We start from the raw sequence: 14,267 nt of genomic DNA, 5'->3' as shown, positions 1-14,267 counted from the left end.
ATCTTCAAACTTATTGCCTGAAACTAAGTAAGTAACATTTTTGTAATCTCGAAAGGAGTAGTTAACTCTAAATAAAGCGAAAAGTTGTTACACTTCATTAACTATTTATTGATTCATTATTTAAAGAACAAAGTGAGCTATATGAAGATTTTAGTAACGGGCGGAGCTGGGTATATAGGCTCCCATAGCTGCGTAGAGCTACAAAACGCAGGATTTGATGTTGTCGTTTATGATAATTTTTCCAACAGCACGTTTGAGTCTTTAAAACGTGTAATGCAAATTACAGGTAAACAACTCTCTTTTATATCTGGTGATGTTCGCGATGAAGTGGCTCTTGAAAAAGCACTTATAGGCTGTGATGCGGTCATTCACTTTGCTGGGCTTAAAGCCGTGGGTGAATCGGTTGAAAAACCATTAGCATATTATGACAATAATGTACACGGCACCCTCTGTCTGCTTCGCGTGATGCAAAAACTGAACATTAAAAAACTTGTTTTTAGCTCTTCTGCCACCGTATATGGTGATCCTGAATTTCTTCCTTTCACTGAAAATCACCCTTTGCGAACTACTAATCCTTACGGTCAGACCAAATTGGTCATCGAAGAGATACTGCGTGATCTTTTTCGCTCCGACCCAACGTGGCAGATCATGATTCTTCGCTATTTTAACCCTGTAGGAGCGCATGAGAGTGGGCTCATCGGCGAAGATCCGCAAGGCATTCCCAACAATTTGATGCCTTACATTGCACAAGTGGCGATTGGAAGACGTGAATGCGTTAATGTTTTTGGCAATGACTATCCAACCCGTGATGGAACAGGTGTAAGAGACTACCTTCATGTGGTGGATCTAGCTCTTGGTCATGTCAAAGCACTGCAAGCACTGAACAAGCCTCAATGCACCGCTATCAATCTAGGTGCAGGAAAAGGGTACAGTGTTTTGGAAGTCATCAACGCCTTTTCAAAAGTGAGTGGCAAAGAAATACCTTTTGAAGTGATGCCAAGGCGCGCTGGAGATATTGCAGAGTTTTATTCTGATCCCACATTGGCGCAAAAGCTGTTGGGGTGGGAAGTAGAGTATGATTTAGATAAAATATGTGAAGATATGTGGCGATTTCAAATTAAAAATCCTAAAGGATATGTGTTATGAAAGGTATTATTTTAGCAGGTGGCAGTGGCACAAGGCTTTACCCTATCACAAAAGGGGTTAGTAAGCAGCTTGTGCCAGTTTATGATAAACCGATGATTTATTATCCACTTTCAGTATTGATGTTAGCAGGTATTCGTGAAGTACTTATCATATCTACAGCTCAAGATTTACCGCGTTTCCAAGAGCTTTTAGGTGATGGGAAAGAAATTGGTATGGCATTTACTTATATTGTTCAGCCAAGCCCCGATGGATTAGCACAAGCGTTTATTTTAGGTGAAGAATTTATAGGAAATGATAGTGTTTGTTTGGTGCTTGGTGATAATATTTTTTACGGGCAAGGACTGACGGGGCTTTTAGAAAAATCGGTTGAGAATGCAAAACAAGAGTCTAAAGCAACTGTTTTTGGTTACTATGTAAGTGATCCTGAGCGTTACGGTGTTGTTGCGTTTGATGAAGAGGATAATGTACTCAGCTTAGAAGAAAAGCCAAAAGATCCCAAATCAAATTATGCGGTTGTAGGGCTTTACTTTTATCCCAATTCGGTGATTAAAATAGCGAAGGGAGTGAAGCCCAGTGAAAGAGGTGAGCTTGAAATTACCTCGGTAAATCAGGCATATCTTGCGATGGGCGATCTTAAAGTAGAATTGATGGGACGAGGCTATGCATGGCTCGATACAGGAACCCATGAAAGCCTGCTTGATGCAGGTCAGTTTATACAAACCATAGAGCATCGACAAAGTCTTAAAGTAGCCTGTTTGGAAGAGATAGCGTATGAAAAAGGGTATATTACCAAAGAGCAACTTCTCATTTTGGCGGAACCATTGAAAAAAAATCAATATGGGCAATATCTTATACGAAGAGCGAATCAAGGAAAACGAAGATGACATTTACAAGATCTGCTATACCAGACGTAATTATTATAGAACCCAAAGTGCATGGCGATGAGCGTGGGTATTTTGTAGAGACATTTAGACACGATAAATTTGAAAATTTTTTAGGCTATAAAGTCAATTTTTGCCAAGACAATGAATCCAGAAGTCATCATGGTGTCTTAAGAGGATTACACTACCAACTTGCTCCTTATGCCCAATCAAAATTGGTGCGTGTTATTGATGGAAGAGTGCTTGATGTCGCAGTGGATATACGTGTAGGAAGCCCCACTTTTGGCAAGTATGTGAGTGTAGAGCTTAATGGTAAAAATAAAAAACAGATGTTTGTCCCAAGAGGGTTTGCGCATGGCTTTGTAGTGCTTAGTGAAACATGTACGTTTACCTATAAAGTTGATAATTATTATGCACCAGAGTGTGATAGGGGTATTTCGTTTAATGATTCCAATCTTGGAATTGATTGGCAAATCACGTCAGAACTTTTGCATCTCTCTGTAAAAGACACAAAACAACCAAAGCTCGAAGATACACTTGACCTTTTTGAGTATGGAAGAAATTACTATGCTTAATATCTTAGTGACAGGATCACATGGACAATTAGGAAGTGAGATACATGAACTGTCTCACGAGTATCCCAACACCTATTTTTTTACGGATAAAGAAGAGCTTGATATTACGGATGCAAAAACTCTTCGTCAGTATATTGAACACAATGCTATCAATGCTATTCTTAACTGTGCTGCTTATACGACAGTTGATAAGGCAGAAAGCGAAGAAGAACTTGCCGATAAGATTAACCATCTCGCGGTAAAATACCTAGCAACAATCGCAAAAGAACACAATATTAAACTTATTCATATTTCAACAGACTATGTCTTTGATGGGACAATTTATCGACCCTATCTTGAAACAGATGCAACCAATCCTCAATCGATTTATGGCAAAACCAAGCTTTTAGGTGAAAATGCACTTTTACATACAAAGCTTCCAAATAGCGTCATTATCCGTACTTCTTGGGTTTACAGCAGTTATGGGGCTAACTTTGTAAAAACAATGCTTCGTCTAGGTAAAGAGAAAGAATCTATAGGTGTCATTTTTGATCAAGTAGGATCTCCTACTTATGCTAAAGATTTAGCAAAAACGATTTTAGAGATACTTCCGAAAATCAATAATACTCAAACAGAAATCTATAACTATTCCAATGAAGGTGTTGCTAGTTGGTATGATTTTGCACAAGAAATTATGAAGATGGCAAAGCTTACATGTAAAGTGAATCCTATTGAAACGTCGCAGTATCCAACCCCAGCCAAACGCCCACATTATTCACTTTTAAATAAATCAAAAATTAAAAATGAGTACACTATAGAAATTCCTTACTGGAAAGATAGTTTAGAGGTATGTTTGCGTAAAATGGGAGAAAGAAAATAATGAGAAATATATTATTAACAGGAACAGCAGGATTTATCGGTTCCAATTTTGTACCGTATTTTTTAGAAAAATATCCAGAGTACACTCTTATAAATTTAGATTTATTGACCTATGCAGGCAATCTTGAAAACCTCAAAGAGTGCGAAGGTAACTCAAGATATAAGTTTATCAAAGGCGATATCTGCAATCGTGAATTAGTAGAGTTTATCTTTCGCGAGTACGATATACAAGGTGTTATTCATTTTGCAGCAGAGTCTCATGTCGATAATTCCATCAAAAATCCTGGTGTGTTTGTCCAAACCAATATCAACGGCACATTCACACTGCTTGATATAGCATACAAATACTGGATGGATAAACCCTTTACATGTAAAGCCAAATACCAAGATGCAAGGTTTCACCATATCTCAACTGATGAAGTGTATGGAACACTTGGCGAGACTGGCTTTTTTACAGAAAGCACTCCTTATGCACCAAATTCGCCTTATAGTGCCAGTAAAGCCAGTAGCGATATGATAGTAAGAAGCTACCAAGAGACGTATGGACTGAACTCCGTGATAACAAACTGTTCAAACAACTATGGGCCCAAACAGCATGATGAAAAGCTTATCCCAACCATCATTCGAAAAGCTCTTTCCAACCAATCCATCCCCATTTATGGAGATGGTAAAAATATCCGCGATTGGCTTTATGTATTAGATCATTGTAAGGGCATCGACCTTGTGTATCACAATGGAAAATCAGGACAAACCTATAACATTGGTGGAAGAAATGAGCGAACAAATTTACAAATAGTAGACCGCATCTGCACCATTCTTGATGAAAAAGTTCCAACAACAAAAAGCTATAAAGAGCTCATTACTTTTGTGGAAGATAGATCAGGACATGATAGGCGCTATGCTATCGATGCCACAAAACTTGAAAATGAACTAGGATGGAAAGCCGATGAAAATTTTGATAGTGGCATCGTGAAAACCATTGAGTGGTATTTGAGGAAGTATAATTGAGATATATTAAAGCATTTTATAGATTTTTACGAGACATCTACCAAAACAGAAGACTGCTCAAAGATTTGGTTAAGAACGATTTTAAGTCGCGCTATTTGAACAATTACCTTGGCATTTTATGGGCATTTATCCAGCCTACTATATCAGTTTTGATATTTTGGTTTGTGTTTCAAGTCGGTTTTAAAGCCGCACCTGTGCAAGATGTACCTTTTATCCTTTGGCTTGTAGCCGGGATGATTCCATGGTTTTTTCTCTCCGAAGCTCTTGCCTCCGCTACAAATGCTATTTTAGACAGTACATTTTTGGTCAAAAAAATTGTGTTTCGGGTAAGTTTATTACCTATTGTTAAAATTACTTCAGCCGTTATTGTTCATCTCTTTTTTATGGCATTTATGATGTCAATGTATATTATCTATGGGTATGAACCAAATCTTTATTGGCTTCAGATGTTTTATTATCTGTTTTCAGCCATTATTCTTTTACTGGGTATCTCGTGGATAACCAGTAGTGTGGTTATCTTCTTTCGAGATCTAGGACAACTTGTTAGCATGTCTATACAGTTTGGTTTTTGGTTAACTCCTATCTTTTGGTCATTGTCGATGGTTCCAAAAGAATACCGTTGGCTCTTTGAACTCAATCCTGCCCATTACATCACTCAAGGGTATCGTGATGCACTGATAAATCATGTATGGTTTTGGGAAAAGCCTATGGAAGCTTTGCAGTTTTGGGGAATTACATTGGTTTTCTTTGTACTTGGAGCCATTGTATTTAGAAAACTCAGACCTCACTTTGCGGATGTGTTGTGATGCATACTATAATACCAGTTGAATCCCAATCTATTCAAAATAAAATCTATACAATCAGAGATAAACAGGTAATGCTTGATGAGGATTTAGCAGTTTTGTATGGTGTAGAAGCTAAAAGATTGAATGAACAAGTTAAAAGAAATATTGAAAGATTTCCTGAAAAATTTAGATTTCAACTTACAGAAAATGAGTATGAAAACTTAAGGTCGCAATTTGCGACCTTAAGTTTTGAAAAAGGCTGGGGAACACACAGAAAATACTTACCATATGTTTTCACAGAGCAAGGTGTATCTATGCTTTCAGCAGTGCTTAAAAGCCAAACGGCTATTGAAGTAAGTATAAAAATAATAGACACTTTTGTAGAAATGAGAAAATTTATATCTTTGAATGCAAATATATTTCAAAGATTTGAAAGGGTCGAACAAAGACTTTCTTTGCACGATGAACAATTTAATAAAATATTTGAAGCGATTGAAAACAATGAAGTCCAACAAAAACAACATATTTTTTATGATGGTCAAATCTTTGATGCCTACCTTTTTGTAAGCGACATCATAAAATCTGCAAAAACTTCTATCAAACTTTTGGACAATTATATAGATGAGAGTACTTTGGTATTATTTACCAAAAGAGACATAAAAGTCACTATGAAAATATATACAAAGACGATTTCAAAACAACTTCAACTTGATATACAAAAACACAATGCTCAATATCCAAAAATAGAGATAGAAACATTTGACCTCTCTCATGATAGATTTTTAATCATAGACGATATGGATGTTTATCATTTTGGCGCAAGTCTCAAAGATCTTGGAAAAAAATGGTTTGCAGTATCAAAGATAGATATTGATTCGTTCGAAATGTTAAGGAAGCTAAAATGAACACAGCCATAAAAGTAAGTCACTTAACAAAGATCTACAAACCCGTAGACAGACTAAAAGAGTCACTACACCCACTAAAAAAACAATACCACAAAGAGTTTTATGCTCTAAACGATGTCATCTTTGAGATCAAAAAAGGATACCTATAGATGAGCATCATTAAATTTGAAACAATAGAAAGTAAACTCATCAAATATAAAGAACAGTTTGTGATAGTTGATAGCGATCTAGCACAACTGTATGGTGTAGAAACGAGAGAGATAAATCAAGCAGTAGGAAATAATCCTGATAAATTTCCTGATGAGTATATCATAGAGCTTACCAAAGAGGAAAAAACTGAACTAATCAAAAATTTTGATCGGTTCAATAATCTAAAGCATTCAACAGTTACCCCAAAGGTTTTCACTGAAAAAGGTTTATATATGTTAGCTACGATTATAAAAAGTAAAATAGCTACAGAAACCACACTGAACATCATAGAAACATTTGCAAAAGTGAAAGAGTTATCTCGAAACATAAATGCTATCATGAAAACGGAAGAGGAAGCAAGACAAAAAGAACTAGCAAATAAATCAAACAAAATACTTGAAGAGATCATAGAGATAGAGCCTGATATCTTAGCGGATGATGAAGATGGAGAGATTGTCGAAACTACTACAAAGTTTGAGTTTAATCTTGGATTTGCAAAAGTAAGCAGAAGTATAAAGAAGATAAAAAAATGAATAGCACAGCCATAAAAGTAAGCCACTTAACAAAGATCTATAAACTCTACGACAAACCCGTAGACCGTCTCAAAGAGTCATTACATCCATTAAAAAAACAATATCATAAAGAGTTTTATGCTCTAGATAACATCAACTTTGAGATCAAAAAAGGTGAAACAGTAGGCATCATCGGTAAAAATGGTGCTGGGAAAAGTACTCTACTTAAGATCATCACAGGAGTTCTAACACCAACCAATGGAAGCGTACATGTACACGGTCGCATCGCTTCTTTGCTTGAATTAGGTGCTGGGTTCAACCCTGAGTACACGGGTGTTGAAAATATCTACTTTCAAGGCTCTTTGATGGGTTATACGAGAGAAGAAGTAGCGCAAAAAGTAGACGAGATCATTGCTTTTGCTGATATCGGAGATTTTGTGTATCAGCCTGTTAAAATGTACAGTAGCGGCATGTATGCGAGACTTGCTTTTGCTGTGGCTATCAATGTTGATCCAGATATCTTGATAGTGGACGAGGCTTTGAGTGTTGGGGATTTTGCTTTTCAGTTCAAGTGCTTTCAAAAGTTTCAAGCCTTTCAAAAAGCAGGAAAAACGATACTTTTTGTAAGCCACAGTACACAACAAATCATTCAGTACTGCAATAAAGCTATGCTTATTCATAGTGGAAATTTAATTAAATATTCAGATGATGTGAAGCAAACTACTTACGATTATGAGGTATTAATAAGAAAGCATGATGGTTTTAATATTGAAGAACTAAAAGAGGTTGAAAAAACACAAGTACAGAATATAGAATTAGATTTTGATATTACTCCAAACAAAGAAGTGAATGAACATCGTTTTGGGACTCATGAAGCTATATTTGCAAAAGTAACGCTATCTCATGATGAAAAAGCAACTTCAACTGATGCGGTATTGACGGCTGGAAAAAAAGTTTATTTACGCTTTTATATCTTAGCAAAACGAGAGTTCCCCTCTATTGTTATGGGAACAAGCATTAAAAATCGTGATGGAATAACGATCTGGGGAGATAATACGATAGATACTCCAATCACTTTAACACAAGGTTTGAATAAAATCTCAATGGAGTTTGATTTAAATATTGTAGCTGGAGAGTATTTTATAGATTGTGGTATGGCAGATATTAGTTTTACTCCTAGAGTAGAATTAGATCAACGATGGCCTTTTGATAAAATTAATATAGTTACATCTCATCGTACGATACAAGGGTTTGCTTATGCTCCTACTGATATTATCCTTGAGTCAATTGCCAAATGATATTTTTAGATTTCGATGGTGTTTTATTTAATACAGTTAAAGAAGCATATGTCATTTCGATGATTGCGAAGCATAAATATAAAACCATAGAAGATATTAAATTCACATCGAAACATTATGAGCTCTTTTTAAAATATAGATATTTAGTAGGACCTGCATGGAACTATAAATATTTACTAGAACTTCTTGATACCCAGGCTATCAATTTTGAGAAAAAGTACAAAGAGATTATTGACAACGCTTTACAAAAAGATTATAAAGTTTTTGAAAAGTTGTTTTTTGATACACGAGAAGAATTACAAACTAATGATTTACAAAAATGGCTAAAACTAAATGAATCTTATAGTTTTCTAGATATGATAAAGTCACTATTGATCAATAAGCAAGATGAGTTTTTAATTATTACCACTAAAGATAAAGCTACAGTCAAAAAACTTTTAGAGTTTGAAGGTATATACTTGAGCGAAAAATCTATCTACGATAAAGAGGATTTCGCAAAATATAAAAGTAAAGCAACTATAATACAAGAAATTATGATTAATAAAAAAATCCCATATGCTCTTTTCTTAGATGACAATAGTGAACACTTAAATGAATGTAGAAATATATTAAATTTGCAATTATTACAGGCGAACTGGGGCTATATATCTCCACTAGATACTAATGCATTATCCCAAAAACAGGTGTTTAATCAAATTATGAAGGTGGTCAGATAAATGTTTGGAATCGAAATTAAATTATATGATCAGCTTTGTAAACTTCGTGACGAATATGCTTTACAAGGAATAAAAGCAGAATTTGAAGCCGAAGGTTCATCTTTTAGAGACCTGATGAGGTTACGAAGACTTACTTCCAAAGCGGGAATCAAGCTATTTTTAAAAATTGGTGGCGTTGAAGCTGTTAGAGATATTAAAGATGCTGCTGAAATAGATGTAGATGGTATTATTGCTCCTATGGTAGAGAGTAAGTTCGGAGCTAAGAAGTTTGCAGACAGTATAAAAAAAGTTTACGGTGAATGCAAAATTCATACAACTTTAAATCTTGAAACAAAAAATGCAATGGAACAATTAGATGAAATATTAGAATTTGCAATTGGAAAATTTGACAACATCACGATAGGAAGATCTGATTTAACTGCTTCGTATTTCAATGAAGATATAAAACCAGATAGTGAATTTACTTTTAAACTTTTACAGGCAATTGGGCAAAAAATACAAAATGCAAATCTTACTTTTACAGTAGGTGGGAGTGTTTCTGGAAAAACTATTGAGATAATAAATAGTAAATATCCAAACTTAAAAAATATGATTTATAAATTAGAAACGAGAAAAGTGATATTGCCTACAAAGATTTTTTTAGAAACAGATAATGCCATTAAAGAGGCATTGAAATTTGAGGAGCTGTATATACTTTCAAAAAAAGAATTTAGTGATTTGCAAATTGGCTCAGAAATTGCAAGATTAACAGAGCTAAAAAGGAGAATGTAATGGATTTTGCAGTAATTATACCAGCGCAAGAAACAAATAAATACCATATATTTGGGGATTTAGCTCCTTTTGGTGATACAACACTTCTTGAATGGAAAATTTCTCAGTGCAAAGAATTGACAAATATTTCAAATATCTTTGTAACTTCGGATAGTATGAAAATCAAAAAGATAGCACAAAAGGAAGATGTCAATTTTATTCAACGTGTCAACACCAATACATACACTGAAATTATTTTACACTCCATTAGCAATATATCGCAAGATACAATTTTATGGACAAACCCTACATCTCCCTTTATAGGCAAGGAAGATTACAAATCGATGCTGGAACAATTCCATAATTTACACGACAATGATTCACTGTTAAGCGTAGCTGAAAAAAAAGATTATGCTTATTTTAAAAACAGTCGATTAAATTTTGAAAAGCAACTTAGTAGTCGAAGTGATTTAGCGCCTTTATATATTGTAACAAATGGCTGCTATATCATCAAAAAAGATATAGCACTACAAGCTAAATCACTTTATGGAGAAAAGCCATATTTATACAATCTTGATTATTTGTCATCAATAGAAATTAAAGATATCAGTACCTATCTTATATCGCAAGAACTAATTTCTATGTATTTTAAGAGGGATTTAGATGTCTAAGAAAATTATTACGGCTGTTGTACCTGTAAGAAAAGGTTCTCAAAGAGTTTTATCAAAAAACACTAGAAAATTTGCGGATACAACTCTTTTAGATTTGAAATTGCAAGTCTTAAAAAAAGTAAAAAATATTGATAGAATCATAGTTAATACTGACTGTGAGATTTCAATGGAAATTGCGAGAAAATATAATGTTGAAATCTATAAAAGGGAAGATTACTATGCAAGTTCAAATGTAACTAACGATATTCATTGGAAACATATTGCAGAAGTTACTGATACAGATATTTTATTAATGGCACAAACAACAAGTCCTTTAATAAAAGTTAATACCTACGAGAATGCAATTAAAGATTATATAGATAGTTTAGATATATTTGACAGTATAAATTCTGTATCACAAGAAAAGAAATTCTTATGGCTAGATGGTAAGCCTCTAAATTATAATATTGACAAAACTCCAAAGAGTCAAGATTTACCAAAAATAGTGTCTTTAAATTTTGCAATTACAATTATTGATAAACTATTAATGTATAAAAAAGGTAATATTGTAGGAGAAAAGCCTAAGTTTTATACTTTAGATAAAGTTGAATCAGTTGATATAGACGATATGTTGGATTTTGAGTTTGCAGAATTTTTATATCAAAAGTTAGGTTTTTCATGGATTTGTGATAAGGGAGAAAATTAGATGGCTTATCGAAATGGAAACTATTGTGCCTTTTATGTAATGAATGAAGGTACTGATAGTAATTTGCAAGCCCACGCAACAAAAGACTTTGTATATTACAATACATTAAGAATGTGGAAAGGTGGGGATAGTACTTTTCCATTTGTTGATTCTCATGATAAAAACTACAATGTAAGAGATGGCAGTGATTGGGAAAAGACTTTAAAGCCAAGGCTTAGAAATAGACTTGCAAATTCTAAAAATATCATACTTTTTTTAAGTGAAAAAACAAAAAGCTCTCAAGCACTTAGAGAAGAGATTGATTATGGGATAAATAATCAGGGTCTACCTGTAATTATTATATATCCTGACTATGATAGTAAAGCCAGTTTATTAAAAGATGGTTCATTGAAAAAAGAGATAAAGGATCTATGGGATAAGCTACCGATATTTAGAGATTCTATGAAAAGTGTTTCAACTTTACATATACCGATGAAAAAAGAACTTATAAAAAGTGCTTTAGAAAATGAAGATTTTATGGTTAATTCAAAAGTAGCTTCTGGTTGCTTTTTCTATAAAGTGTGAGGAGATGATATGATACATTATATTCAAGGTAATTTATTTACATCAAACGCTAAAGTTTTGGTAAATACTGTAAACACAGTAGGCGTGATGGGCAAAGGAATAGCAGCAGAGTATAAAAAAATATATCCAAAAATGTTTGAAGAGTACAAGCGATTGTGTGAAGATGGGACTCTTGATATTGGGGAGCTTCATCTTTATAAAACATCAAATAAATGGATACTCAACTTTCCAACCAAAAAACACTGGAAAAGCCCATCTCAACTTGAATATATAGAAAAAGGTTTAAAAAAGCTAATAGTTCAAGCCAATAAATTACAACTAGCAGATATAGCAATGCCAAAGCTAGGATGTGGCAATGGTGGGTTGGATTGGGATACACAAGTCAAGCCAATAGTAGAAAAATATCTAAAAAAAGCTCCTATCAATGTATCGATATATGACTTTGACAAAAAGATAATTCCAGAACATCTAAAGCCAAAAGAGATAGAAGAGTGGCTAAAATCAGATCCACAAACTTTAACTTTTTCAGTTTTTATTGAAGATTTAAAATCAAGCATACAAGATGGATTAATTGAAAAAGAACTTATACTTAATGATACCAAGTATTTTATTCAATACGATGATTCAAATGAACTGTTTAAATTTAAATCAGAAGATAAAGCATTTGTATTGTCTATAGAAGATTTAAAAAGTATTTTTTATTCTCTTAAAACCCTTGGAAAAGTGTGTGTGAATGATTTATATACTGAACTTCAACAAAACACTTATGAAATTTTTGATTTTATAGGATTGCTTTCTTATATATTGAAAAACGATGACAAAATAGTTCTAAACTACACTAAACAACAAAATAATATAGAGGCATTTGATTTTGAATAAAGAGCAATTTTTAGATACTTTTCAAACAGCTTTAGCTGCTCAATTTGCGGGTACACAAAACTGGTGGAGTAAATCGTTATTTCATTTTACTGATGTTACAAATGCTATATCTGTACTCAATCACGGAAAAATCTATAGTAGAGAAAAAGCCATAGCAACTGGACTAATGCGAAATGACAATGCAAATGATGGTGTCATAGCCTTTACTAGCGATGAACACAAAAAGTATGCAAGACTATATTTTGGCCCAACTACACCAACTCAAAGAAATAATGAGGGTATAAAACCAAAAGATTTAGTTACAAATAATGCTCACTGCCCAATACCTATAATGTTTGTTTTTGATTTTAAAAAGATTTTTTTACTAAATGATACAAAATTTACAGATGGCAATTTAGCAACAAATCCTAATATTTATGATGATATAAAGGATTTAGATAAGCTAAATTTTCATCTAATCTATCACCGTTCATGGTTTAATCCAGAAGATAGAAACACAATTATCAATGCTAGGCATTCAGAAGTGTTGATAAAGGACGAATTGTCGCTTGAAAACAATTTAAGATTTATAGCAGTTCGGTCAGTGGCTGAAAAAGAGTTATTGCTTTATCAATTATCAGATGAATTAAAAGAAAAGTACCAAAATAAAATTTATGTACAACCACAAACAGGTATTTTTACAAATGATTGGATATATGTAGATAGTGTTTCGAAAATCAACAATCAACTACACATAAACTGGCATATGTGTGCAAGTAGTTCAAGATGCACTAATAAATATGATTTAAATTTTGAAGCTAAAAACTTGACAACTAACGAGATAAAAACTATTGAAAGAAGAAATTGGTATCCAGAAGCAACAGTTTCAAAAATAAATTTAACTGATAAGTTTTTATATCAGCCTTTTACATTAAGTATATACATAGATGATATAAAAGCTTATTACAATATATTAGGTGAATTGATATGAGTTTAAAAAAAGTTGGCTTTTTTGATAAAGCTATTAGAGATAAATTTTCAAAAGTTATAGCATGGATGTCGTCTATAGTCACACTTGTATTTGTTTTTTCTCCAGCATTACCGAGCAATTGGAAACTAGACTTTGGAATGGGTTTCATTGCTATTTTGTTTGTAATTTATATTTATCTTTGGGTTAAAGCAAACTTATTATCTAGTGTAAAGATAAATATCGAAGGAAGTGAAGTCAATATAAAAGCTGGAGATATTTTTGCACAAGATGGTTTAAAAGTAATAGCTTTCAATGAATACTTTGATACAAAAGTAGATGATAATATAATCTCAAGTAAATCTCTTAATGGGATTTTTATAAATAAATATTTTAAAGATTCTGCGGGTGTGCTTGATCAACATATAGAGAACTATGATTTTGAAGAGAATAAGATTGAAGTTAATTCAACTAGAAATGATGGAAAAAAACAAAAGTTTAAAATTGGAACTATTTGTTTATATAAATTTCAAAATAATGAGGAGTTTATCTTAACAGCATTTACAAAATTTGATATTCAAAATAAAGCTACTCTTACTATGCCAGAATATTTAGAGTTTTTAATCAAGTTTTGGGATGAGATAAATAGGGTATATGCACAAAAAAGTGTATCTGTACCAATATTTGGCTCAGGAATTACAAGGATAAAAGAGCATAAAAATATCAGCGATGAAGAGTTGCTCAAAATAATGTTGTGGACTTTTAGAATTAGTGAGATGAGATTTAAATATCCTGCAAAATTAACTATCGTAGTACACAAAGATAAAATAAATCAAATAAATCTTTTGGATATAGAGATGGCGAAGAATGGATTGTAATATGAATATCGACGCACTAAA

At 33.1% G+C, this 14,267-nt stretch carries 18 protein-coding genes; all 18 read left to right on the top strand.

What is annotated here, in order from left to right:
- The first annotated feature begins 141 nt into the window (after nt 1–141).
- The 18 genes from galE to SMUL_RS12705 are packed head-to-tail and all read left to right on the top strand — an operon-like array spanning nt 142 to nt 14,246.
- Entirely contained in the window at nt 142–1,146 is a 1,005-nt protein-coding gene (gene galE, locus SMUL_RS12785) for a UDP-glucose 4-epimerase GalE (protein ID WP_025345651.1), read from the top strand.
- Nucleotides 1,143–2,030, top strand: coding sequence for a glucose-1-phosphate thymidylyltransferase RfbA (gene rfbA / locus SMUL_RS12780; RefSeq protein ID WP_025345650.1), 888 nt, complete (start codon nt 1,143–1,145; stop codon nt 2,028–2,030). The genes galE and rfbA overlap by 4 nt, the downstream gene beginning before the upstream one ends.
- Nucleotides 2,027–2,602, top strand: a complete 576-nt coding sequence (gene rfbC / locus SMUL_RS12775; protein ID WP_025345649.1) for a dTDP-4-dehydrorhamnose 3,5-epimerase — start codon at nt 2,027–2,029, stop codon at nt 2,600–2,602. Before rfbA ends, rfbC begins: the two co-directional genes overlap by 4 nt.
- Nucleotides 2,595–3,461: a dTDP-4-dehydrorhamnose reductase gene (gene rfbD, locus SMUL_RS12770; RefSeq protein ID WP_025345648.1), complete on the top strand. Its 867-nt coding sequence runs from the start codon at nt 2,595–2,597 to the stop codon at nt 3,459–3,461. Before rfbC ends, rfbD begins: the two co-directional genes overlap by 8 nt.
- Nucleotides 3,461–4,468 (top strand): dTDP-glucose 4,6-dehydratase, encoded by a 1,008-nt coding sequence (gene rfbB / locus SMUL_RS12765; RefSeq protein ID WP_190278592.1) that lies wholly within the window; start codon nt 3,461–3,463, stop codon nt 4,466–4,468. Before rfbD ends, rfbB begins: the two co-directional genes overlap by 1 nt.
- Nucleotides 4,465–5,274, top strand: a complete 810-nt coding sequence (locus SMUL_RS12760; protein ID WP_025345646.1) for an ABC transporter permease — start codon at nt 4,465–4,467, stop codon at nt 5,272–5,274. The genes rfbB and SMUL_RS12760 overlap by 4 nt, the downstream gene beginning before the upstream one ends.
- On the top strand, nt 5,274–6,158 hold the full coding sequence (locus SMUL_RS12755) for an ORF6N domain-containing protein (RefSeq protein ID WP_025345645.1): 885 nt from the start codon (nt 5,274–5,276) through the stop codon (nt 6,156–6,158). Before SMUL_RS12760 ends, SMUL_RS12755 begins: the two co-directional genes overlap by 1 nt.
- On the top strand, nt 6,155–6,307 hold the full coding sequence (locus tag SMUL_RS17105) for a hypothetical protein (protein ID WP_223809707.1): 153 nt from the start codon (nt 6,155–6,157) through the stop codon (nt 6,305–6,307). Before SMUL_RS12755 ends, SMUL_RS17105 begins: the two co-directional genes overlap by 4 nt.
- Complete coding sequence (locus SMUL_RS12750) at nt 6,308–6,880, top strand: ORF6N domain-containing protein (protein WP_025345644.1); 573 nt, start codon at nt 6,308–6,310, stop codon at nt 6,878–6,880.
- Nucleotides 6,877–8,157, top strand: a complete 1,281-nt coding sequence (locus SMUL_RS12745) for an ABC transporter ATP-binding protein (protein WP_025345643.1) — start codon at nt 6,877–6,879, stop codon at nt 8,155–8,157. Before SMUL_RS12750 ends, SMUL_RS12745 begins: the two co-directional genes overlap by 4 nt.
- Nucleotides 8,154–8,873, top strand: a complete 720-nt coding sequence (locus tag SMUL_RS12740) for a hypothetical protein (protein WP_148295303.1) — start codon at nt 8,154–8,156, stop codon at nt 8,871–8,873. Before SMUL_RS12745 ends, SMUL_RS12740 begins: the two co-directional genes overlap by 4 nt.
- Complete coding sequence (locus SMUL_RS12735; protein WP_025345641.1) at nt 8,874–9,644, top strand: aldolase/citrate lyase family protein; 771 nt, start codon at nt 8,874–8,876, stop codon at nt 9,642–9,644. It abuts the gene before it with no gap.
- Entirely contained in the window at nt 9,644–10,294 is a 651-nt protein-coding gene (locus SMUL_RS12730) for a cytidylyltransferase domain-containing protein (protein ID WP_025345640.1), read from the top strand. Before SMUL_RS12735 ends, SMUL_RS12730 begins: the two co-directional genes overlap by 1 nt.
- Nucleotides 10,287–10,979: an acylneuraminate cytidylyltransferase family protein gene (locus tag SMUL_RS12725; RefSeq protein ID WP_025345639.1), complete on the top strand. Its 693-nt coding sequence runs from the start codon at nt 10,287–10,289 to the stop codon at nt 10,977–10,979. Before SMUL_RS12730 ends, SMUL_RS12725 begins: the two co-directional genes overlap by 8 nt.
- Nucleotides 10,980–11,543 carry a TIR domain-containing protein gene (locus SMUL_RS12720; RefSeq protein ID WP_025345638.1) on the top strand — a complete coding sequence of 188 codons (564 nt, stop codon included), beginning with the start codon at nt 10,980–10,982 and terminating at the stop codon, nt 11,541–11,543.
- 9 nt (nt 11,544–11,552) lie between these two features.
- The gene (locus SMUL_RS16795; protein ID WP_025345637.1) at nt 11,553–12,422 is read left to right on the top strand and encodes a macro domain-containing protein; all 870 of its coding nucleotides are present in this window, start codon (nt 11,553–11,555) and stop codon (nt 12,420–12,422) included.
- Nucleotides 12,415–13,392 carry a DarT ssDNA thymidine ADP-ribosyltransferase family protein gene (locus SMUL_RS12710; RefSeq protein WP_158506030.1) on the top strand — a complete coding sequence of 326 codons (978 nt, stop codon included), beginning with the start codon at nt 12,415–12,417 and terminating at the stop codon, nt 13,390–13,392. Before SMUL_RS16795 ends, SMUL_RS12710 begins: the two co-directional genes overlap by 8 nt.
- Nucleotides 13,389–14,246, top strand: coding sequence for a macro domain-containing protein (locus SMUL_RS12705; RefSeq protein WP_025345635.1), 858 nt, complete (start codon nt 13,389–13,391; stop codon nt 14,244–14,246). The genes SMUL_RS12710 and SMUL_RS12705 overlap by 4 nt, the downstream gene beginning before the upstream one ends.
- Nucleotides 14,247–14,267 lie beyond the last annotated feature (21 nt).

The organism is Sulfurospirillum multivorans DSM 12446 (assembly GCF_000568815.1).
Taxonomy (GTDB): Bacteria; Campylobacterota; Campylobacteria; order Campylobacterales; family Sulfurospirillaceae; genus Sulfurospirillum; species Sulfurospirillum multivorans.
Note: the sequence above shows the minus strand (reverse complement) of the source record. Positions and strands in the feature narration are given on the sequence as shown.